The organism is Pseudomonas sp. Z18(2022), assembly GCF_036346535.1.
GTDB classification, from domain to species: Bacteria; Pseudomonadota; Gammaproteobacteria; order Pseudomonadales; family Pseudomonadaceae; genus Aquipseudomonas; species Aquipseudomonas yamanorum_A.
This window is the reverse complement of the sequence record NZ_JAOTOA010000004.1, coordinates 1-21,890: the sequence shown is the minus strand read 5'-3', so window position 1 is coordinate 21,890 and position 21,890 is coordinate 1. Positions and strand designations below refer to the sequence as shown.

Sequence of the window (21,890 nt, the reverse complement as noted above, 5' to 3'; positions counted from 1 at the left end):
AGATATTACCCGTTATATAGATATTCGATTCGGTTCTACCATGGTCTCAACCTCATGCGAGGAAGAGGAATTCACCATGACTTGCCCGAATACGCTTCACAGCCGCTTGAAACCTTTCAGTCACCTGACCCGTCCCCGGGAAGTGATTCGCCAGTTCACCCCCAACTGGTTCGCCGCCACCATGGGCACCGGGGTGCTGGCGTTGGCGCTGGCGCAATTGCCGGTCAACGTGCCGGGCTTGCATGCCGTGGCCGAAGGGCTGTGGCTGTTTACCATCGGCCTGTTTGTGTTGTTCAGCGTGCTGTATGCGGCGCGCTGGGTGATGTTCTTCCACGAGGCCCGGCGCATTTTCGGGCATTCCACGGTATCGATGTTCTTCGGCACCATCCCCATGGGCCTGGCGACCATCATCAATGGCTTCCTGCTGTTCGGTCTCCCACGTTGGGGCGGCGGCGTGGTGCACCTGGCCGAAGTGCTGTGGTGGCTGGACGTGGCGATGGCACTGGCTTGCGGAGTGTTGATCCCGTTCATGATGTTCACCCGCCAGGAACACAGCATCGACCAGATGACTGCCGTGTGGCTGTTGCCGGTGGTGGCTGCCGAAGTGGCCGCCGCCAGCGGTGGCCTGCTGGCGCCGCACCTGGCCGACGCTCATTCGCAACTGGTGATGCTGGTGACCAGCTACGTGTTGTGGGCGTTTTCGCTGCCGGTGGCGTTCAGCATCCTGACCATCCTGATGCTGCGCATGGCCCTGCATAAACTGCCCCACGCCAATATGGCCGCGTCGAGCTGGCTGGCGCTCGGCCCTATCGGCACCGGCGCCCTGGGCATGCTGGTGCTGGGCGGTGATGCGCCGGCCATCTTTGCGGCGAACGGTTTGCCCGGCGTCGGTGAAATGGCCAATGGTATTGGTCTGATCGCCGGCATAACCCTGTGGGGCTTCGGCTTGTGGTGGATGTTGATCGCGGTGCTGATCACCGTGCGTTACCTGCGGGCCGGCATTCCGTTCAACCTCGGCTGGTGGGGATTTACCTTCCCGTTGGGCGTGTACTCGCTGGCCACGCTGAAGCTGGCGAGCACCCTGCACCTGAATTTTTTCAGCATCGCAGGCTGTGGGTTGGTGGCGGCGCTGGCGCTGATGTGGTTGATCGTGGCCAAGCGCACTGTGCAGGGCGCCTATAAAGGCGAGCTTTTTGTATCGCCCTGCATTGCAGGACTAGCGAATAAGTAATCGGGATTAGGTAAAGTCGTGGCCTGACTTTCTATAACAGCCTAAAGGCAATAACAGTCTCAGGCCACGCAGGAACACGGACGATGAGCCACCCCTCGCAATTCACTTTGCTGCGCAAACGGCGCTTCCTGCCGTTCTTCATTACCCAGTCCCTCGGGGCGTTCAACGACAATATCTTCAAGCAGTCGTTGATCCTGGCGATTCTCTACAAGCTGACCATCGAGGGCGACCGCTCGATCTGGGTCAACCTGTGCGCCTTGCTGTTTATCCTGCCGTTCTTCCTGTTCTCGGCCCTGGCCGGGCAATTTGGCGAGAAATTCAACAAGGACGCGCTCATCCGGGTGATCAAGATCGGCGAGATCGTGATCATGTCGGTGGGCGCGGTGGGCTTCATGTTCAACCACCTGGAACTGATGCTGCTGGCGCTGTTTGCCATGGGCACGCATTCGGCCCTGTTCGGGCCGGTGAAGTACTCGATCATGCCCCAGGCGCTCCATGAGGATGAGCTGGTGGGCGGCAACGGCCTGGTGGAAATGGGCACGTTCCTCGCGATCCTGGCCGGCACCATCGGCGCCGGGATCATGATGTCCTCCACCCATTACGCGCCGGTGGTTTCGACGGCCATCGTGGGGATTGCGGTGCTGGGCTACCTGGCCAGCCGCAGCATTCCGCGGGCGGCGGCTTCCAGCCCCGAGATGCGCCTGAACTGGAATATCTTCAGCCAGTCCTGGGCTACCTTGAAGCTGGGCCTGGGGCAGACGCCGGCAGTGTCGCGCTCGATTGTCGGCAACTCGTGGTTCTGGTTTGTCGGCGCGATCTACCTGACGCAAATCCCGGCCTACGCCAAGGAGTGGATGTACGGCGATGAGACCGTGGTGACGCTGATCCTCACGGTGTTTTCGGTGGGCATCGCCCTGGGCTCGATGCTGTGCGAGAAGTTGTCCGGGCGTAAGGTGGAAATCGGTCTGGTGCCGTTTGGTTCCTTCGGCCTGACCGTGTTCGGCCTGCTGCTGTGGTGGCATTCCGGCGGTTTCCCGCAGAACGTCCAGGCCAACGACTGGATCGAGGTGCTGAGCTACGGCCAGGCGTGGTGGGTGTTGTTCGATATCCTCGGCCTCGGCGTATTCGGCGGCTTCTATATCGTGCCGTTGTACGCGCTGATCCAGTCGCGTACTGCCGAGAACGAGCGGGCGCGGGTGATCGCGGCCAACAATATTCTCAACGCGCTGTTCATGGTGGTCTCGGCGATTGTGTCGATCCTGCTGCTGAGCGTGGCCAAGCTGTCGATCCCAGAGCTGTTCCTGGTGGTGTCGCTGCTGAACATCGCGGTCAACGCCTACATCTTCAAGATCGTGCCCGAGTTCACCATGCGTTTCATGATCTGGCTGCTGGGCCACTCCATGTACCGCGTCGAGCATAAAAACCTTGAGCTGATTCCGGACGAGGGCGCGGCGCTGCTGGTGTGTAATCACGTGTCGTTTGTCGATGCGCTGCTGATTGCCGGTTCGGTGCGTCGGCCGATTCGCTTTGTCATGTACTACAAGATCTACCGCCTGCCGGTGTTGAACTTCATTTTCCGTACCGCCGGGGCGGTGCCGATTGCCGGGCGGCATGAGGATATCCAGATCTACGAAAAGGCCTTCCAGCGGATTGCCCAGTATTTGAAAGACGGCGAGTTGGTGTGCATCTTCCCGGAAGGCAAGTTGACCTCTGATGGCGAGATGAACGAGTTCCGGAGCGGGGTGACGCGGATTCTTGAAGAGACGCCGGTGCCGGTGATTCCGATGGCGTTGCAGGGGTTGTGGGGGAGTTTCTTCAGTCGTGACCCGAACAAGGGTTTCTTTCACCGCATCTGGTCACGGGTGACGCTGGTGGCCGGCGCGCCGGTGACGGTGGAGGCGGCGACGCCCGAGGCGTTGCATGGGGTGGTGGGGAAGTTACGTGGGAGTGTCAGGTAGTTTTTTGTTGGATTCCCTGGCCCCATCGCAGGCAAGCCAGCTCCCACATTTTGATGTGTGAACACATTCCAACTGTGGGAGCGGGCTTGCCCGCGATAGCGGTAGTGGCCTAAGCGCTGACCTTGAGCCCGATCAGCCCGCAAATGATCAACGCCACACTGGCCAGCCGAAACAGTGCCATGGATTCCCCAAACAGGATAATCCCGGCAATCACCGTGCCCACTGCACCGACACCGGTCCAGATGGCATAGGCGGTGCCCAGCGGCAACTCCTTCATGGCCAGCCCCAGCAGGCCAAGGCTGATGGCCATGGCGGCAATGGTCAGGGCCGTGGGCAGTGGCTTGCTGAAACCGTCGGTGTATTTCAGTCCGACGGCCCAACCGACTTCAAACAGTCCGGCAAAAAACAGAATGATCCAGGACATGATGACCTCCCTTGCAAGGTGGGGTCGTCCCCTGATTAATCGCTTGATGGCGTCGCGAGGTCGTCCCCGCGAAGGTCGCTAGAGTGCCGAATATTGATCAGGTGATCAAGTTTCGGACTTGTGCGCCAACTGATCGCGGTCTTCCTTTTCGCTCATCCGCCGGAAGTACGTCGACAGCAATGCCCCGGAAATATTGTGCCAGACACTGAACAGCGCACTCGGCACTGCGGCCAGTGGCGAGAAGTGCGCGCTCGCCAAGGCAGCGCCCAGGCCGGAGTTCTGCATGCCCACTTCCAGCGAGAGGGATTTGCGTTGCGCCAGGGGCAGCCCGAACACGCGGCCGGTGAAGTAGCCCAGCAGGAAACCAAAGCTGTTGTGCAGGATCACCACCGCCATGATCAGCAGGCCCGACTCGGCAATCTTCGCCTGGCTGGCGGCCACTACCGCGGCAACGATCGCCACGATGCTGACCACCGACACCAACGGCAATACCTCCACCGCATGCCGCACTCGGGCGCCCAGCAGTCGCTGCGCCGCCACGCCAAGCACGATCGGCAGCAACACCACTTGCAGGATCGACCAGAACAACTCCATGAACGACACCGGCAACCAGGCCGAAGCCAGCAGCCAGATCAGCGCGGGCGTCAGCAGTGGGGCGAGGAGGGTGGTGACGGCGGCGATCGCCACCGACAGCGCCAGGTCGCCCCGGGCCAGCCAGGTCATGACGTTGGAGGACGTGCCGCTTGGGCAGCAGCCGACGAGGATCACGCCGACGGCAATTTCCGGCGGCAGGTGGAAGACCTGGCATAGCAGCCAGGCAACGCCAGGCATGATCACGAAATGCGCGACCACACCCAATGCCACGCGCCACGGGTGGCGCGCGACTTCAGCGAAATCTTCAAGTTTGAGGGTCAGCCCCATGCCGAACATCACCAGGCCCAACAGCGGCACGATGGCGCCTTTGAGGCCGATAAACCAGGCCGGTTGCAGGAACGCGAGCACGGCAAAAATCAGCACCCAGTAGGCGAAGGTGTTGCCGACGAAACGGCTCAAGGCGGCGAGTGCACGCATGGGGAGGGTCCTTGTTATTAGAATGCTGGAAGTGCTAACCCGATCAACTGTGGGAGCTGGCTTGCCTGCGATAGCATCACCTGGTTTCTCCTGATAAACCGAGGTGCCCGCATCGCAGGCAAGCCAGCTCCCACATTGACTGTGTCCACATAAGGCTGGTGTTTAGATGCCCTGTGGGGTCTCTTCACCGCCCAAGGCTTCCACCAACGCGGGCAGGAAGTCGCCGAACGTCAGCATCATCAGGGTAAAGCTGGCGTCTTGTTGGCCCAGGGCTTCGTCGCCGCCGTCCTGTTCAGCCTGATCCTGCAGCAGGTCTTCGAACTTCAGGCGCTTGACGGTCATTTTGTCGTCCAGCATGAAGGACAGCTTGTCCTGCCAGGCCAGGGACAATTGGGTCACGACTTTGCCGGTGGTCAGGTGCAGCTGGATCTCTTCGCCGGTCAGGTCCTGGCGCTTGCAGCGCACGATGCCGCCGTCTTCGTGGGTGTCACGCAGTTCGCACTCGTCGAGCACGAAGAAGTCATCGGCCGGCTTCTGGGTGGTGACCCAGTCGGTCATGATGGAGGTTGGCGCGGTCTTCACGGTCAGCGGACGAACCGGCAGGGTGCCGATCACTTCACGCAGGGTGGACAGCAGGTCTTCGGCACGTTTCGGGCTGGCCGAGTTCACCAGGATCAGGCCCTGTTTCGGCGCGATGGCGGCGAAGGTCGACGAGCGACGGATAAACGCGCGCGGCAGGAAAGCCTGGATGATTTCATCCTTGATCTGGTCGCGTTCCTTTTTGTAGACCTTGCGCATTTGCTCGGCTTCGATCTCTTCGACCTTTTCCTTCACCGCGTCACGCACCACGCTACCCGGCAGGATACGTTCTTCCTTGCGCGCCGCGATCAGCAGGAAATCACCGCTGACGTGCACCAGAGGCGCGTCTTCGCCTTTACCGAAAGGGGCGACGAAACCGTAAGTGGTCAACTCCTGGCTTGCACAAGGGCGCGCCAGTTTGGTGGCCAGTGCAGTTTCCAACGCCTCGGCATCAACAGGCAGATCTTGGGTCAGGCGATAGATAAGCAGGTTTTTGAACCACATGGGGTGAGTCTCTCCTTATATACAAAGGGGGGCATTATTCTCCTCATGGCGCCATAGGCCAACCCTCGCTAAGCCATTGGAAGGCCTGAAAAAAATTATTTAAGAAAGTGCTTGCCAGACCCTGGGTCGCTCCGTAGAATGCGCGCCACACCGAAAGTGAAGGGTGATTAGCTCAGCTGGGAGAGCATCTGCCTTACAAGCAGAGGGTCGGCGGTTCGATCCCGTCATCACCCACCATTCGCTTCTAGTGTTACGCGCAGCGGTAGTTCAGTCGGTTAGAATACCGGCCTGTCACGCCGGGGGTCGCGGGTTCGAGTCCCGTCCGCTGCGCCATATTCGGTCACCTGGAATGCTGAACGCCAGGTACCACGCAAAGCCCGCTCATCGAGCGGGCTTTTTGCTGTCTGGGGTTTGTAAAAAGCCTTGGCCATAAAAACGCCCCCGATCACGTGCAGTGATCGGGGGCGTTTTTTATTGGGTTCAGAAATCCCAGCGGGTGGTAACCATCACATTGCGCGGGTCGCCGTAGTAGGCCGAGGTGTAGAAGCCGATATTGGTGTAGTACACCTTATCGAACAGGTTGTTGACGTTGAGGGTCGCTGAGAGGTTTTCAGTGACTTGGTAGCGTGCCATCAGATCCACCAGCCAGTACGGGTCTTGAGTGAATTTCTCGGACGCCTGTTTGCCGCTGTTGTAGAGAGTCTGCCAGCCAGCGCTTTGCCAGCGTGCGCCCCCGCCGAGGGTGAGTTTGTCCAGGCTGCCTTTGAGTTTGTAGCTGGTGTAGAAGCTGATCTGGTCTTGCGGCTCCCACGTGGAGACTTTCTCGCCTTCGGCATCACGTGCGATTTTGTGGGTATAGCCCGCCTGCAGCTGCCAGCCGGGTTTAAGTTCTCCGGAGATTTCCGCTTCGTAGCCTTTGGTCTTGGTCTCGGTGCCTACATAAGCTCGGTCGTTTCCCGGAATCGAGTTGAAGAGTGTGTCGGCCAGCGGGCGATTTTTTTCATGCACCTCGAAATAGGCGAGGCTGGTGTTCAGGCGCCCGCCGAAGAACTCGCCTTTGATACCCAGTTCATAGTTCTTGCCCTCATTGGGGTCAAGCATTTTGCCTGTACGGTCGGTGTACTCGGTATGGGGCTGGAAGATCTCGGTGTAGCTGGCGTAGGTGGAGAAGTTGTCGTTGAGGTCATACACCAGGCCGGCATAGGGCACAACCTTGCCGCTCTCCTGGCTCTCTCGGGTGCCTGTGACTTGGTAGTTGGCGACCCTGCCTCCCAGCAACAGGTGCAGTTCGTCCATCAGGCTGAAGCGTCCCGTGATGTACGACCCCGTCTGGCGGGTGGTCAGATCATTGATCTTGGTGGGTTGGTTCCACAGCGGCTCAATCGCTTCACCATGCCACTGGTAAAAGTCATAGGAGTTATCAAAATAGGTCGCTCTGCCATAGTCCTTGCCTTTCCATTTGGAGATGGACAGTGACTGGCCCACCACCAGTTGGTGTTCGCGGCCTAACAATTCGAATGGCCCCGAAGCGTAGACATCCAGGCTATCGGCGGTGGTTTCGCCGGTGTACTTTTGCGCCCAGATCGAACTCTCGGTTGCGCTGTCCTGGGAAATGTAGCCCAAGGGCGAGTCATAGCCGTTGACCTGATGGTGGTACTGGCCTTTGGTCACCCAGCCATTGTCGAAGGTGTGTTCGAGGGTGGCGAACGCCGTGCGGCTGTACTGTGCCCAGGAGCTCCATTTCGGGCCGTTATTGAATGAGCGCGGCAGGTTAAGGCGGTTACCCATGGGGTCGAAGACGGTACGCGAGCCCGTCCAGCTGGAGCCTTTTGGATCACTGTCCTGATAGTCTGCGCCCAGCGTCAGAAGGGTATCTTCGTCCAGGTCTACTTCAAGAATGCCGTAGTAAACGCCGGTCTTGCGTGAATAGTGGTCGAGGAAAGATTTTTTGTCCTGGTAGGCCGCTACTGCCCGGCCGCGCACGTTTCCGGTTTCGGTCAGCGGGCCACTGACGTCAACCTGTGTGCGGTAGTTGTCCCAGGTCCCGGCGCCGAGTTCGATGTTGCCCTGGAAGTCGGCGGTAGGCTTCTTGCGAATCAGGTTGATGGTGCCGCCGGCGCCGCCCGCACCGGTGAGCAGGCCGGTAGCTCCCTTGAGCACTTCGACGCGGTCATAAATGGCCATGTCGGTCAGGGTCTGGCCTGCCGAGTACTGGGTGTCACGTAGGGTCGGGATGCCATCGTATTGGAAGTTGACGATGGAGAAACCGCGGGAATAGTAGTTGGTCCGCTCGGAGTCATAGGTCGATACGGTAATGCCGGGTGTGTGGCGCATCACATCGTCGATGGCCGTCAGGCCGAAATCGTCCATCACCTGGCGGGTCACTACCGAGATCGATTGCGGTGTTTCCCGTGGCGTCAGCACCAGGCGGGTGGCGGTGGCGATGGTACCTGGGGTGTAGGAACCGGTGCCCTCCGTAACCGTGCCGAGTTGGTTGGCGCTGACTTGAGTGGTGCCCAGTTCCATGGCGCCAGTGGCCGCAGGAATGGCTTCCAGTGCGTACACCTGGTCGCCTTTGATCGCCCGGTAGCCGCTGCCCTGAAGCAACCTGTCGAACCCTGCGTCCACGCTGTAAGTGCCTTTCAGCCCAGGCCCGTTCAGCCCTTCCAGGTTGTGGGACTGGAACACAATCGCCACGCCTGCCTGCTGGGCAAACCGATTGAGGGTGGCGCCGAGCGGCCCGGCGGGGATGTCGTAGGCGTGTGCCGCAACGTTTACCGTGTCGGCCTGGGCCAGGTGGATATCCAGCAACGTCGTCGCGAGCAATGTAAGGGTCAGCGGTGCGCAACTCAGCAGGCGTCTGCGAGGGTGGGAACGGGCGGGCATGGCGAGGGCAGTCCTTTAGTGATCGATATACCTTCCTTGACGGGCAGCCCGAAAAAAAGCGGAAGCAATGCGAATAATTATTTTTTGCTCTCGGCACTCGGGCTGACGATCATCAGCCACGGCGTAAAGGTTTTGAGTGTGATCGGCAGGGTTTGGGCCAGCATCTGCAAGGTGCGGTCGGTGTCGTCCAGAGGGAGTACGGCGGAGACCTTGAGGTTCGCCAGTGCGGCCCGATCAAACTGCAAGCGCCCCGAACGGTGACGGGCGATCTCCTCCAGCACTTCCGGCAGCGGCCGGTTATCCACCACCAGTTGGTGGCGATGCCAGGCGTCATTGACGCTCGCCGTATCGACGCTGCCCGAGAGGCTCACTGCATCCTTGCTGACCCGCGCCTGTGAGCCCGCGTCCACTTTCAGGGTCTGCTGGCCATTCGCACTTTGGGCGGCAACGCGGGATTCGAGCATGCTCAATACGGTGACATCACCCTCGCGCTTCACCACAAACCGTGTGCCCAGCGCGCGCAAGGTGCCTTGGGCGGTCTGCACCACAAACGGCCGCTCGCGATCATGAGCCACCTCCACCAGGATCTCGCCTTGCAGCAACTCGATGCGCCGCTGCCGGCTGTCGAAGTGCAGGTTTGCCGCACTGATGCCGTTCAACTTCAGCGTGGAACCGTCTGCCAGGCGCAGGGTTTTCCATTCGCCGGGGCCGTTGTGCACATCGGCCATCCACTGTTGTGGGTAAGGGCTATAGAGCAGCGCCGCGGCGGGAAGGGCCAGGCTGCCGGCCAATACCAGTGCGCGGCCGTAGTGCTTGCGGGTTTTTCCGTGCCGTGGAAACGCCGCATTCAAGGCCGCCCGCGCCGGGGCTTTTTGCCCGCGCAGGGCCTGCATCCGCGCAACCACGCCCTCCATGCGTGCCGCTGAGGCCGCGTGTTGCGGGCCTTGCTGCTTCCAGCGTTCGAACGCCTGGCGCTGGGCCTCGGTCAATTCGCCTTCGTGCAGGCGAATCATCCATTCGGCGGCTTGTTCGTCGATCTGTTGGCGGGAATCAGTCATGCGCGGCTCAGATGTCCACGCTGTGGCTGCAATGCAGCAGGGCCTGGATCAGGTATTTGCGCACCGTACGCTCCGACAGTTTCAGTTGGCGGGCGATTTGTTGCTGGGTCAGGTCTTCGAGGTAATACAGCACAAACGCCTGACGCATGTTGTCGTGCATGCCTTCAAGAATGAAGGCGATGTGCTCAAGGGCTTCCAGGGTGGCGTGGAGCCGTTCAGGCGACTGAAACCCTTCCAGGGTCTCCACCGTCAGCATCAGTTCCTGAAGGTAGGCGTTCTCAATCTGCTTGCGCCGGGCCTGGTCGATGATCAGCCGCCGGGCAGTGGTGCTCAAATAGGCCCGGGGCTCGCGAATGCCGGTCACCGATTCGCGTGTGTGCAGAATCCGCGCGAAGGTATCCTGCGCTACGTCGGCGGCGTTGTGGGTACAGCCCAGTTTTCGGCGCAACCAAGTGAACAGCCAGCTGTGATGCTCGCTGTACAACTCGGTAATCTCCCGTTGGAACGGCGGTTCACCCACAGACATAAGGCGCGACCCAGGTGTTATTGAGAATAATTGTTAATTGTGGGGCCAAGGCTTGGGCAAACGCAATAGACTCGCGTTTGCACCCAAAGCACCGGTTTTGCGGGGTGCGCTCAGTCACAGGCAAAATATTTTAAATAAATTGCATTTAAATCATGACATTACGAAAAATTGCTATAGAATGCGCCCCACACCGAAAGTGAAGGGTGATTAGCTCAGCTGGGAGAGCATCTGCCTTACAAGCAGAGGGTCGGCGGTTCGATCCCGTCATCACCCACCATTCGCTTCTTAGTGTTACGCGCAGCGGTAGTTCAGTCGGTTAGAATACCGGCCTGTCACGCCGGGGGTCGCGGGTTCGAGTCCCGTCCGCTGCGCCATATTCGGTCACCTGGAATGCTGAACGCCAGGTACCACGCAAAGCCCGCTCATTGAGCGGGCTTTTTTGTGCCCGGGATTCAGCTCAACGACTGAACCCCCGGCTCGGTTTGCACTGTCGCCATGCTGTTTCGCCCCATGAAGACCAGAACCACCATCGCCGTCAGCACGGTGAGTCCCGCGAGCAGTTGCAGCAAGGTGTTGAACCCCGCGATGTAGGCGCTGCGCAGTGCTTCCAGCGGGATGACCGCCGAGGCCAGTTGCACGTTACCCATGACCAAGCCTTGGGCAATCACTGAAACGTCGACCCCCGCGCGACCCTTCAGGTGATGCGCCACCAATGCCCCCAACACCGCCATCGTAATCGCCAGCGCCACGCCTTCACTGGCAACGCGCGTCGTATTGAAAATCCCCGCCGCCATTCCCGCGCGCTCTTTCGGCACCACGCTGATCGCCAGGCCATCCATCAAGCCCCACGGCAGCCCGGTGCCGATCCCGATCACCAGCATCGCAGCGACGGTTTGCCCGGGCTGCTCAGCCAGGCTCAACCCCCACAGGCCCGCCGCCGCGATCAGCAGGCCAATGGCACACAACACACCGGCCGACAGCCAGCGTGTCAGCGAAGCCGCAATCATCGGCACCACCAGCATCGGTGCCGACAGCGCCAGCATCATCAGGCCCGCCTCCAGCGCGCTGGTGCCTTCCACACCAATAAACCGCAGGGGCAGCAACACGATCAGCACGATGTAGCAGTAGCAGGTGCCGATTGGCAGGAGTTGCACGCCAAGAAAACGCGGGAAGCGAAATAGCCGCAGGTCCAGCATCGGCTGGCTTGAGCGGTTTTCGACGATGATAAACACCAGCAAAAACACTGCCGCCGCCACCAGCAGTGAATCAACCAGCGGCGACGCCCAGCCATGCTCCGGGGCCAGGATCACCGCCGTGGTCAGGGCCACCAGCATCGCCGAAAACGTCAGCACGCCAGGAGTGTCCAGGCGCGATGCTTGCGGGTCACGGCTTTCGCGCATTTTCGGCGCGGCAAACAGCAGCGAGAGGCCGGCGAGCAGGGCGGTGCCGAGGAAAATCGCGCGCCAGCCCCAGTGTTCGATCAGCAACCCCGAGAGCAACGGCCCAAACGCCAGGCCGGCGCCGAACGTCGTGCCCAACAAGCTGAAGGCGCGGGTGCGGGCGTGGCCGTCAAACTCCTGGGCGAGGGCGGCGCAGCCACTGGCCAATGCGGTGGCCGCTGCCACGCCCTGTACCCCGCGCAATACATCCAGCCAGAAAATGCCCGGCGCCGCTGCCAGCTGCAGGGAGACCACAGCAAACAGCGCCATGCCCCACAGGAACAGACGCTTTCTCCCATAAAGATCGGCGAGGGTGCCGGCGGCCATCAACAGGCTGCCGAAACTCAGCATGAACGCGTTGGTGATCCACGCCAGTTGGCTTGGCTGGGCCGCAAAGGCCTGGCCGATAAAGGGCGTGGCGACGGCACCGCCGGTGAAGCTCATGGGCAATACCAGGGCCGCCAGGCAAATCGCCGCGAGGATGGAATAGCGGCCATGGTCGGGCGCGGATTCGGTTGCAGTGTTCATGGGGCACTCCCGCAGGTCTGAAGATTCAAAGACTCTAATCAGGATGCAATCGTGGATAAACGGGCTTACATTCCGTTCATAACGGACTTGATGGATGCAATGACGTGACCGATAACCTGAGCGGTGTGCTCGCCTTCGTAAAAACGGCAGAAGCCTTGAGCTTCACCGGCGCGGCCCGGGCGATGGGGATTTCCGCCTCGGCGGTGGGCAAGAATGTCGCCAAGCTTGAGGCGTCGCTGAATGTGCGGCTGTTGCACCGCAGTACGCGCAAGGTCAGCCTCACCGCCGAAGGCCAGTTGTTCTACGAACGCTGTCGGAAAATTCTCGACGACCTGCAAGACGCCCGCGCCATGCTTTCCCATGCGATGCAGGCACCCCGGGGCAAGCTGCGGGTCAGCCTGCCCACCATTGGCTATCGGTTCCTTTTTCCGCACATGGTGGCGTTCCGCAAAGCCTACCCGGAGATCGAGCTGGAGCTGGATTTCAACGATCATCTGGTGGACGTGATCGAGGAGGGGTTCGACGTGGTCATCCGCAGCGGGGGCCTGGCGGATTCGACCTTGATGGCCCGCAAGCTCGGGCCGTTCAGGTTTGTGTTGTGTGCGTCGCCCGAGTACCTGCGCGCCAACGGTCGGCCGCAATCCCTGGGCGACCTGGAGCACCACCCGTGTTTGCGTTACCGCTTCGCCACCACCGGAAAAATCATGGACTGGACCTTGTCCGCCAACCCGGCCATCACCCAATTGCGCCTGCCCACCGCCCTGACCTTGAACAATATGGAGGCCATGCTCAGGGCTGCAATGGATGGCCATGGCATTGCCTACGTGCCGGACTTCCTGGCCCGCGAGGCCCTCGCCCAGGGCCAACTGGAAACCGTGCTCGACGGCCACTCCGACGACCAGGGCCAGTTCTGGGCCCTGTGGCCCTCCAGCCGGCACCTGTCACCGAAAATCCGCGTATTTGTCGACTTCGCCGCCGCGCATCTGTTCACAACCCCACCAGCCGGTAGCCCACCTGCAACTCGGTAATGAAGTACTGCGGCTGGGCCGGGTCCGCCTCCAGCTTCTGCCGCAGATGCGCCATATGCACCCGCAGATAGTGGGCGCGGTCCACGTAATCCAGGCCCCACACTTCCAGCAATAATTGGCGATGGGTCAGCACCCGGCTCTGCCCGCGGATCATCGCGCACAGCAGGCGGTATTCGATAGGCGTCAGGTGCACCGGTTGGCCCTGGCGCCACACTTCATGGGTCGCCAGGTCCACTTCAATCTCGCCAAACGCCACTTTGCTGGTGGCCGCCACCGTACCGGTTTGCCCGTGTCGACGCAGCTGCGCACGGATGCGCGCGAGCAACTCGGGCACGCCGAAGGGTTTGGTCAGGTAGTCGTCGGCGCCGGCGTCCAGGGCGGCGACTTTTTCTTCTTCGCGATCCCGTGCCGACAACACCAGGATCGGCACCGCCAGCCAGCCCCGCAGCTCACTGATCAACTGCTTGCCGTCGCCATCCGGCAGGCCGAGGTCGACAATCACAAGGTCCGGCTGGCGGCTGGAGGCGTGGATCAACGCGCGCTTGACGCTGTCGGCCTCGAACACCTGGAAGCCCTCATCCTGCAGGGCGATGCCGACAAAGCGGCGGATATTGGCCTCGTCTTCAACAATCAGAATGCGTGCAGTGCTCATAGGGCGTCCATTGAGGGCGGGGTGCCCGCCGGTAAAGTGATGACGAAATGCATGCCGCGCTCGCGGCCAGGCTTGGCTTCGATGCGCCCGCCGTGGGCTTCGACGATGCGTTTGGCCAGGGCCAGGCCCAGGCCGATCCCGGCGACGGAGGATTCCTGCTGGCCACGGGCAAACGGTTCGAACAGATTGGCCGGCGCGCTGCCCGGGCCGGTGTCGCTGACTTCCAGGAGGATGCTGTCCGACACGGCACTGGCGGCCACGGTGATAAGCGTGCCAGCCGGGGTGTACTTGGCGGCGTTGTCCAGCAGGTTGACCAGCACCCGTTCGATCAGCAGCGCGTCGACTTCCACCAGTGGCAACTGCCGGTCCAGCGTGGCATGCAGCACATGCCGGGCCAGTGGTTCGCGCAATTGGCGCAGGGCGCTGCCGACGATCTCTTCCAGGGAATGCCATTGCCGGTTGAGCCGCACGCCACGCTCTTGCATGCGGGCCATGTCCAGCAGGTTTTCGATCAGGCGTTGCATTGAGGTCGCCTGCTCGTGAATGCCGTGCAGCAACTCGGTCAGCGGCCCTGGCGGCGCATGGGGCAGGGCGGTGTCGGCAGCGCCGATCAGGGTGGTCAGCGGTGTGCGCAGGTCGTGGGAAATCGCCGCGAGCAGGGTGTTGCGCATCTTCTCGCCTTCCATCTGCACCAGCGTGCTTTGCGCCACTTCGACGAAGTGCACACGCTCCAGGGCAATCGCCAACTGGCTCATGCAGGCCTCCAGCAGGCGGCGTTCTTCGGGCTCGTTCAAGCGTTCGCTTTGCGCCAGTTCCAGCACCAGCACGCCGCGCACGCGCATCGGTGCCTTGAGCGGCAGGTAGCAACCCTTGGCGGCGGATAACGTGTCGGTGCCCTGGCCGGCTGACTGGCCGTGGTCGTAGGTCCATTGGGCGATGCTGTCGTCGATCGGCAGCCCGCCCGCGCCCACGCTGTGCACGCCATCGGCGGCGTCCGGCAAGGCCAGGCCGACCCGCGCCTCGAACACGCCGCTGAAGGTGCGCAGCGCCACTTCGCTGATCTGCTCCACGGTCAGCGCCGCCGACAGGTCCCGGGCCAGCCGTGCCAGTGAGGTGGCGCGACGCTCCCGGGCGGCGGCGGTGCGGGCTTCGTGGCGCAGGCGGGCGGTGAGTTGCCCGGTGATCAGGGCGATGCCGAGCATCAGCGCGAAGGTGAAGAAATACTGGGTGTCATTGACCGTAAATGAGTAGCGTGGCTGGACGAAAAAGAAGTCGAAACACAGCACCGCCAGCATTGCCGCCCAGACGCCGGGGCCGCGTCCAAAGCGCAGGGCCACCAGCACCACCGTGAGCAGGAACAGCATCACCACGTTGGCCAGCTCGAACACTTGCAGCAGCAGCGAGGCGATGGCGCTGGCGGTGAAACAGGCGAGGGTGGCCCAGATATAGGCCAGGGTTCGGCCAGGTGCGGGCGCGGTTTTTTCAATGACGGGAGCCGTGCCCGGCAACACGCCATGGGCGATCACGATCTGGTCGATCTGCGGATGGTGCCGGCTGATCCGGTCGCCCACCGACTGATGCCAGAACCGCCACGCCCGGCGCGGGTGATGGCCGAGCACCAGGCGATTGGCGTTGTGTTCCCGGGCACACGCGGCCAGCGCTTCGGCGACGTCCATGCCCGGCAATGTTGCGGTGTCGGCGCCGAATTCGGCGGCCAGGGCCAGAGTTTTCATCGCGGTGAGGTAACGCTTGGCGCCGCGACCTTGGGCTGCAGCGACGTGCACTACGATCCAGTCCGCCTCAAGCTTTTGCGCCAGGCGCGCTGCTTCGCGCACCAGGCGCTCATCCCCGGCGTCACCGGCCACGCCCACCAGCAACCGCTCGCGGGCGGGCCACAGGGTCTTGATCGACTGTTCGCGACGGTACACGCGCATCTGTGTGTCGACCCGGTCGGCGGTACGGCGCAGGGCCAGTTCCCGCAGAGCCAGCAGGTTACCCTTGCGGAAAAAGTGCCGCGACGCGCGCTCGGCCTGGAGGCCCAGGTACACCTTGCCGTCCTTCAAGCGTTGCAGCAGGTCATCCGGCGGCAGGTCGACCACCACCACTTCGTGGGCGTTGTCGAACACGTGGTCGGGTACGGTTTCCCGCACCCGAATGCCAATGATCCCACTCACCAGATCGTTAAGGCTTTCCAGGTGCTGGACGTTGAGAGTGGTCCACACATCGATGCCGGCACTGAGCAGCTCTTCCACGTCTTGCCAGCGTTTCGGGTGGCGCGAGCCGGGCACGTTGCTGTGGGCCAGTTCATCCACCAGCAGCACGGCGGGATGGCGTTGCAGGGCGGCGTCGAGGTCGAATTCGGTGAGGGCAAAGTCGCGGTGCAGGCGCTGGGCGCGGGGCAGTTGTTCGAGGCCGTCGAGCAGGTCGGCGGTTTCCTGGCGGCCGTGGGTTTCCACCACGCCGGCGAGTACGTCGCGGCCGAGGCTGGTTTCCCGTTGCGCTGCGTCGAGCATGGCGCAGGTCTTGCCCACGCCGGCGTTGGAGCCGAAGTAGATACGCAATTTGCCGCGCAAGGCGGCCTGTTCTTCCTGCTGGACCCGGGCGAGGAGGGCGTCGGGGTCGGGGCGTTCTTCATTTAATGCGGGCATGTCATTCCTCAAATGGACTGTAGGAGCGAGCTTGCTCGCGAAAAACAGGAGAGCGCCGTTGGGTGTCAGGTTTCCCGCGTTATCGTTGACGCCCTTCGCGAGCAAGCTCGCTCCTACAGTGGATCGGGTGCTACACGAGGCCCAGCCCGGTCAGCACCATGTCAATCAGCTTGATCCCGGCAAACGGCACCAGTACGCCGCCCAGGCCATAGATCAGCAGGTTGCGATTGAGCAGCGCCGCCGCGCCAATCGCGCGATAGGTCACGCCGCGCAGTGCCAGCGGAATCAGCGCGACAATGATCAGCGCGTTGAAAATCACTGCGCTGAGAATCGCCGAGTTGGGGCTGGTCAGGTGCATCACGTTCAGCGCGCCGAGTTGCGGGTAAGTCGCGACAAACGCCGCCGGGATGATTGCGAAGTACTTCGCCACGTCATTCGCCACGCTGAAGGTGGTGAGCGCGCCGCGGGTCATCAGCATCTGTTTGCCGACCTCGACCACCTCGATCAACTTGGTCGGGTTGCTGTCGAGGTCGACCATGTTGCCGGCCTCTTTCGCCGCCTGGGTGCCGCTGTTCATCGCCACCGCCACGTCGGCCTGGGCCAGCGCCGGTGCATCGTTGGTGCCGTCGCCGGTCATGGCCACGAGCTTGCCCTGGGCCTGGTAGTCGCGGATCAGTTGCAGCTTGTCTTCCGGGCGGGCCTCGGCGAGGAAGTCATCCACGCCGGCTTCCACCGCAATCGCGGCGGCGGTCAGCCGGTTGTCGCCGGTGATCATCACGGTCTTGATGCCCATGCGCCGCAGTTCGGCAAAACGCTCCTTGATGCCGCCCTTGACCACGTCCTTGAGCTCCACCACGCCCAGGGCTTTTGCACCGTCGGACACCACCAGTGGGGTGCTGCCGCGGCGCGATACTTCGTCGACCTTGGCCTGCAGGGCTGTCGGAAAACTACCGCCCAACGCTTCGATATGACTGCGGATGGCATCCGCGGCGCCCTTGCGGATGCCTCGGCCTTCGGGCAGGTCGACGCCACTCATGCGGGTCTGTGCGGTGAAGTGCACAAAGCTTGCGCCCAGGGCGTTGATGTCCCGCGCGCGGATGTCGAATTTCTGCTTGGCCAATACCACGATGCTGCGGCCTTCCGGGGTTTCGTCGGCCAGGGAGGCCAGTTGCGCGGCGTCGGCCAACTCGGCTTCCTTGATGCCCGGTGCAGGCAGGAAGCTGCTGGCCTGGCGATTGCCCAGGGTGATGGTGCCGGTCTTGTCCAGCAGCAACACGTCGATGTCACCCGCTGCCTCAACGGCCCGGCCCGAGGTAGCGATCACATTGGCCGACATCATCCGGCTCATGCCCGCCACGCCGATGGCCGAGAGCAGGCCGCCGATGGTGGTGGGGATCAGGCACACCAACAGCGCCACCAGCACCGTGGCGCTGACCACGCTGCCGCTGCCGCTCATGGCCACGGCGAAAATCGAGTACGGGCTCAGGGTGGCGATCACCAGCAGGAACAACAGGGTCAGGCCCACCAGTAAAATCGTCAGGGCGACTTCATTGGGCGTCTTCTGGCGCTTGGCGGATTCGACCATGGAGATCATGCGGTCGAGGAACGACTCGCCCGGGTTGACGCTGATGCGCACCACCAGCCAATCCGACAGCACGCGGGTGCCGCCGGTGACTGAGGAAAAGTCGCCACCGGCTTCACGAATCACCGGCGCCGATTCGCCGGTGATTGCGCTTTCATCCACCGAGGCCACGCCTTCGATCACCACGCCGTCCAGCGGCACCAGGTCGCCGGCTTCGATCAGCACCACCTGGTCCTTGCGCAACAGCGTTGCCTCGGTGGGCAGCCAGGCCGCGCCGTGCTTGGGTTGTTGCAGCAGCTTGGCCAGGGTCTGGCGTTTCATCCCCCGCAGGCTGGCGGCCTGGGCCCGGCTGCGGCCCTCGGCCAGGGCCTCGGCGAAGTTGGCGAACAGCACGGTGAACCACAGCCACAAGCAGATGCTGAGGATAAACCCGCTGGGCGCTTCACCCTGGCCACCGAGGGACTGGAACCACAGCAGCGTGGTGAGCAGGCTGCCCAGGTACACCACGAACATCACCGGGTTTTTCCACTGCGCCTGGGGCAGCAGTTTCTTGAACGCATCGGCGCAGGCAGTGAGCACGATGGCGCGGTCAAACAGAGGTAAACGAGCATTCTTGATCATGGGGGAATCTCTTACTCACTGGCCGCAATAGGGGGGCTGACGCAGAGGCAGGCGAGCGTCCAGCGCGAGGTTGAGTTGCAGCACATTGACCCGTGGTTCGCCGAGCAAACCGAGGGTGCGGGCGGCGGTGTTTTCGTTCACCAGTTGCAGCAGTTCGGCTTCGGGGATCTGCCGCAGGCGGGCGACCCGGGCCAGCTGGATGCGCGCGTTGGCCACCGAGATATGCGGGTCCAGGCCGGAGGCGGAGGCGGTGACCGCATCCACCGGTACCTGGGCGTCGGCGGCGAGACCGTTGTCCTGGCGATACGCTTTGACTCGGGCGGCGACCTGGTCCACTAGTTTCTGGGTGGTAGGGCCCAGGTTGCTGGCGCCGCTTGAGCCTGCGTTGTACGGCTGCGACACGCTTTTGCTTGGGTCTTGCGGGTCGGCGCCGAGGGTCATGCTCGGGCGGCCATGGAAGTAGCCGGGCTGGTTGAAATCCTGGCCGATCAACGCTGAGCCGATTACCAGCCCGTCACGTTCAATCAGCGAACCCTGGGCCTGGAACGGGAACAGCAACTGCGCAGCCAAGGTGGTGAAGGCCGGATACGCGAGGCCGGTCAGCGCCATGAAAAACACCGCCGAAACCAGCACCGGGCGCAACAGCCCTTTGAATATCGATTGAGTCGTCATCAAGGTGTCCTTAGTTGTACGTCTGGCCGGACAGCAACTGCAGTTGCTCCACCAGCGGGCCGAGCGCGAGGGCCGGCAGGAAAGTCAGGCCGCCTACTACCAGCACCACAAACACCACCAGCACCATGAACAATGGGGTCGCGGTGGGGATGGTGCCGGCACCGGCAGGCACGGTCTTTTTCATCGCCAGGGAACCGGCCACGGCCAGCATCGGCAGCATGGTGAAGAAGCGCCCGATCAACATCGCGAGGCCAATGGTGGTGTTGAAAAACGGCGTGTTGGCGTTCAACCCGGCGAACGCCGAACCGTTGTTGGCGGTGCCCGAGGTGTAGGCGTAGAGCACCTCGCTGAAGCCGTGAGGGCCGAGGTTGTTGAGGCTGGCCATGGTGTCGGGCCACAGGGCGGCGAGGGCGGTGAAACCGAGGATGCTGATGGGGTGCGCGAGCACCGAGAGCATCACCAGTTTCATCTCCCGGGCCTCGATCTTCTTGCCGAGGAATTCCGGGCTGCGGCCGATCATCATGCCCACCAGGAACACCGTCAGCAGCGCGTACTGGATCAGGTTGATAAAGCCCACGCCGTCGCCGCCGAACACGCAGTTGAGCATCATCTGCGCCAGGGGCACGAAGCCGCCCATGGGGGTCAATGAGTCGTGCATCGCGTTGACCGAGCCGGTGGTGGCAGCCGTTGTGGTGGCGATAAACAGGCTGCTGTCGGCGATGCCGAAACGCAGCTCCTTGCCCTCCATGTTGCCGCCGCTTTGCTCGATGGACAGCGTCTGGTTGGCACCGGCCTGGGTCAGCAGCGGGTTGCCGTTTTGCTCGGCGCCATACACCAGCGCGAGGAAGCCTAAGAACATCACCAGGAACGTGCCGAAAAACACCCAGCCCTGACGGCGTTGCAGCAGCATGCTGCCGAAGGTGTAAGTCAGTGCTGACGGGATCAGCAACATGCTGAGGATGTGCAGCGCGTTGGTCAGCGGTGTGGGGTTCTCGAACGGGTGCGCGGCGTTCATGCTGAAGAAGCCGCCGCCGTTGGTGCCGATATGCTTGATCGATTCGAAGCTCGCCACGGCGCCGACAATCAACTGCTGTTGTACGCCTTCAAGCGTTGTGGCCAGGGCTTGCGAGGCAAAGGTCTGTGGCATGCCTTGCCACACATAAACCAGCGCCATGCCCACGCACAGTGGAAGCATCACGCGGTAGAGCGTGCGGGTGAAGTCGACCCAGAAGTTGCCTATATCCGCCGAGCTTGAGCGACTCAGGCCACGGATAAAACCGGCGGCCGCGACCACGCCCGAGGTGGCGCCGACGAACATCAGGAAGGTGATCACCGCCATCTGGCTGAAGTTTGACAGGCTGGTTTCGCCTGAGTACGCCTGCCAGTTGGTGTTGGTAATAAAGGACGCGGCGGTGTTGAACGCCAGGTCCGGGGTTTGCGCGGCCAGCCCGAGGGGGTTGATCGGCATCACCGCCTGCAAACGCAGGATGAGGTAGCCGAGCAGCATCATCGCCGCGTTCGACAGCAGCAGGGCGGAGCCGTAGCGGGCCCAGCCCATGGTTTCGTGCGGGTCAATGCCCAGCAGGCGATAGGTACAGCGTTCCGGCAGGGCATGGTGGGTCCCGGTAAAGACCCGGGTCAGCCACTTGCCCATCAGCGCGGCGAGCCCGGTCATCAAGGCCAGGACCAGCGCAAATTCCAGCAAAGTGCTTAGCATGTCGAGGCTCCGTTCAAATCTTGCCCATGGCGACAATGGCCATGGCTGTCGCGGCGAAAAACACCAGGGAGAGGGCGATAAAAATCACGTCTAACATGGCGGGCTCCCTAGAACTTTTCGGCGCGGATGAGGGCGTAGCCCAGATAAGCGAACAGCCCGACGGCGCATAAGCCGCTGGCGATATAGATGAACTTGAGTGTGAGCACGGTGGAACTCCCCTGATTAATAAGCCGCGATTGCGGACGCGGGGAGGTTAAGAGGTTGGGTATCAAGTTCGGGCACTGATTGCCGGTGCGGGTATTAAGACGGTGTATAGATGGATTTGTGGTGGGCGAACGAAAACAAGGGATAGCCCGGGGGTGGGGTATCCCTTGAAAGTCTGGGGTTCTGCTGCTTTTGATGATCAGCTTATTTGGCTTTCTTTTTCTTTGATTCGCGGGTGGCGAGTTGTTCGAAGCAAAAGGCGGCGGCGCCGAACAGGGCGATCATTGAGAGGACGATCATGCCTAAAGTTGAACTTTCCACGATGACTTCCTGCGGGGGTGATTGGTGTGGAGTTCACAGTAGTTTAGGGGGGATTAGTTGCTCAATAGAGACGACGTAAACGTTATGGCTTGGGTTGAATCTATACGGGTTTTTTACGGCTGGCGGTGTACATATCCGTTGCTGCGGTAACGGCTACTTAGGGTTTCGCTCTTACAGCGAGTCACTTTGCAAAAGCGGCAAAGTAACCAAAACGCTCTGCCCCGCCTGTCGGCACCTCGCT

Annotated in this window: 15 protein-coding genes, 4 tRNA genes and 1 pseudogene; 7 read left to right on the top strand and 13 right to left on the bottom strand. The window is 61.9% G+C overall.

Going from position 1 to position 21,890, the window contains the following annotated elements; genetic code table 11:
* Positions 1-76: 76 nt before the first annotated feature.
* Both V3W39_RS10855 and V3W39_RS10850 read left to right on the top strand, forming a co-directional pair.
* On the top strand, positions 77-1,231 hold the full coding sequence (locus V3W39_RS10855; protein WP_330212623.1) for a TDT family transporter: 1,155 nt from the start codon (positions 77-79) through the stop codon (positions 1,229-1,231).
* 83 nt (positions 1,232-1,314) lie between these two features.
* The gene (locus V3W39_RS10850; RefSeq protein WP_330212622.1) at positions 1,315-3,189 is read left to right on the top strand and encodes an MFS transporter; all 1,875 of its coding nucleotides are present in this window, start codon (positions 1,315-1,317) and stop codon (positions 3,187-3,189) included.
* A gap of 109 nt (positions 3,190-3,298) precedes the next feature.
* On the opposite strand, the gene sugE is transcribed toward V3W39_RS10850, so the two are convergent.
* The 3 genes from sugE to rdgC all read right to left on the bottom strand — a co-directional run bounded on the left by sugE (position 3,299) and on the right by rdgC (position 5,767).
* Positions 3,299-3,613: a quaternary ammonium compound efflux SMR transporter SugE gene (sugE, locus tag V3W39_RS10845; protein ID WP_078741662.1), complete on the bottom strand. Its 315-nt coding sequence runs from the start codon at positions 3,611-3,613 to the stop codon at positions 3,299-3,301.
* A 105-nt stretch (positions 3,614-3,718) separates the two neighbouring features.
* Positions 3,719-4,684: a bile acid:sodium symporter family protein gene (locus V3W39_RS10840; RefSeq protein ID WP_177122108.1), complete on the bottom strand. Its 966-nt coding sequence runs from the start codon at positions 4,682-4,684 to the stop codon at positions 3,719-3,721.
* Between the two features lie 162 nt (positions 4,685-4,846).
* Complete coding sequence (gene rdgC, locus V3W39_RS10835) at positions 4,847-5,767, bottom strand: recombination-associated protein RdgC (RefSeq protein ID WP_330212621.1); 921 nt, start codon at positions 5,765-5,767, stop codon at positions 4,847-4,849.
* Positions 5,768-5,928: 161 nt separating this feature from the next.
* Here rdgC and V3W39_RS10830 point away from each other — a divergent pair.
* Both V3W39_RS10830 and V3W39_RS10825 read left to right on the top strand, forming a co-directional pair.
* Positions 5,929-6,004: transfer RNA gene (locus tag V3W39_RS10830), tRNA-Val, on the top strand.
* A 19-nt stretch (positions 6,005-6,023) separates the two neighbouring features.
* A tRNA-Asp gene (locus V3W39_RS10825) sits at positions 6,024-6,100 on the top strand.
* A gap of 147 nt (positions 6,101-6,247) precedes the next feature.
* Here V3W39_RS10825 and V3W39_RS10820 read toward each other — a convergent pair.
* From V3W39_RS10820 to V3W39_RS10810, 3 genes are all read right to left on the bottom strand, one after another.
* Positions 6,248-8,653, bottom strand: coding sequence for a TonB-dependent siderophore receptor (locus V3W39_RS10820; RefSeq protein WP_330212620.1), 2,406 nt, complete (start codon positions 8,651-8,653; stop codon positions 6,248-6,250).
* A 77-nt stretch (positions 8,654-8,730) separates the two neighbouring features.
* Positions 8,731-9,711 carry a FecR family protein gene (locus tag V3W39_RS10815; protein ID WP_330212619.1) on the bottom strand — a complete coding sequence of 327 codons (981 nt, stop codon included), beginning with the start codon at positions 9,709-9,711 and terminating at the stop codon, positions 8,731-8,733.
* A 7-nt stretch (positions 9,712-9,718) separates the two neighbouring features.
* Positions 9,719-10,237 (bottom strand): sigma-70 family RNA polymerase sigma factor, encoded by a 519-nt coding sequence (locus V3W39_RS10810; RefSeq protein WP_177048512.1) that lies wholly within the window; start codon positions 10,235-10,237, stop codon positions 9,719-9,721.
* Positions 10,238-10,438: 201 nt separating this feature from the next.
* Between V3W39_RS10810 and V3W39_RS10805 the strand changes: the two genes are divergently transcribed.
* Together V3W39_RS10805 and V3W39_RS10800 are read left to right on the top strand one after the other, a co-directional pair.
* Positions 10,439-10,514: transfer RNA gene (locus V3W39_RS10805), tRNA-Val, on the top strand.
* 20 nt (positions 10,515-10,534) lie between these two features.
* Positions 10,535-10,611 (top strand) — tRNA-Asp (locus V3W39_RS10800).
* A gap of 78 nt (positions 10,612-10,689) precedes the next feature.
* Here the strand turns inward: V3W39_RS10800 and V3W39_RS10795 are convergent.
* Entirely contained in the window at positions 10,690-12,204 is a 1,515-nt protein-coding gene (locus V3W39_RS10795) for an MFS transporter (protein ID WP_330212618.1), read from the bottom strand.
* 104 nt (positions 12,205-12,308) lie between these two features.
* On the opposite strand from V3W39_RS10795, the gene V3W39_RS10790 reads away from it, so the two are divergent.
* Positions 12,309-13,232 carry a LysR family transcriptional regulator gene (locus tag V3W39_RS10790; RefSeq protein WP_177078261.1) on the top strand — a complete coding sequence of 308 codons (924 nt, stop codon included), beginning with the start codon at positions 12,309-12,311 and terminating at the stop codon, positions 13,230-13,232.
* Here V3W39_RS10790 and V3W39_RS10785 read toward each other — a convergent pair.
* The 6 genes and pseudogenes from V3W39_RS10785 to kdpF form a co-directional block, all read right to left on the bottom strand.
* The gene (locus V3W39_RS10785; protein WP_177048495.1) at positions 13,192-13,884 is read right to left on the bottom strand and encodes a response regulator; all 693 of its coding nucleotides are present in this window, start codon (positions 13,882-13,884) and stop codon (positions 13,192-13,194) included. The two genes, V3W39_RS10790 and V3W39_RS10785, sit on opposite strands and share 41 nt — an antisense overlap.
* Positions 13,881-16,532 carry a sensor histidine kinase KdpD gene (locus V3W39_RS10780; RefSeq protein ID WP_330212617.1) on the bottom strand — a complete coding sequence of 884 codons (2,652 nt, stop codon included), beginning with the start codon at positions 16,530-16,532 and terminating at the stop codon, positions 13,881-13,883. Before V3W39_RS10780 ends, V3W39_RS10785 begins: the two co-directional genes overlap by 4 nt.
* A 130-nt stretch (positions 16,533-16,662) precedes the next feature.
* Complete coding sequence (gene kdpB / locus V3W39_RS10775; protein ID WP_177078265.1) at positions 16,663-18,735, bottom strand: potassium-transporting ATPase subunit KdpB; 2,073 nt, start codon at positions 18,733-18,735, stop codon at positions 16,663-16,665.
* Positions 18,736-18,746: 11 nt separating this feature from the next.
* Positions 18,747-19,407 (bottom strand): annotated as a pseudogene (gene kdpC, locus V3W39_RS10770) (K(+)-transporting ATPase subunit C).
* Between the two features lie 10 nt (positions 19,408-19,417).
* Positions 19,418-21,124 carry a potassium-transporting ATPase subunit KdpA gene (gene kdpA / locus V3W39_RS10765; RefSeq protein ID WP_330212615.1) on the bottom strand — a complete coding sequence of 569 codons (1,707 nt, stop codon included), beginning with the start codon at positions 21,122-21,124 and terminating at the stop codon, positions 19,418-19,420.
* A gap of 107 nt (positions 21,125-21,231) precedes the next feature.
* Positions 21,232-21,330, bottom strand: a complete 99-nt coding sequence (gene kdpF, locus V3W39_RS10760) for a K(+)-transporting ATPase subunit F (protein WP_003219423.1) — start codon at positions 21,328-21,330, stop codon at positions 21,232-21,234.
* Between the last annotated feature and the right edge of the window lie 560 nt (positions 21,331-21,890).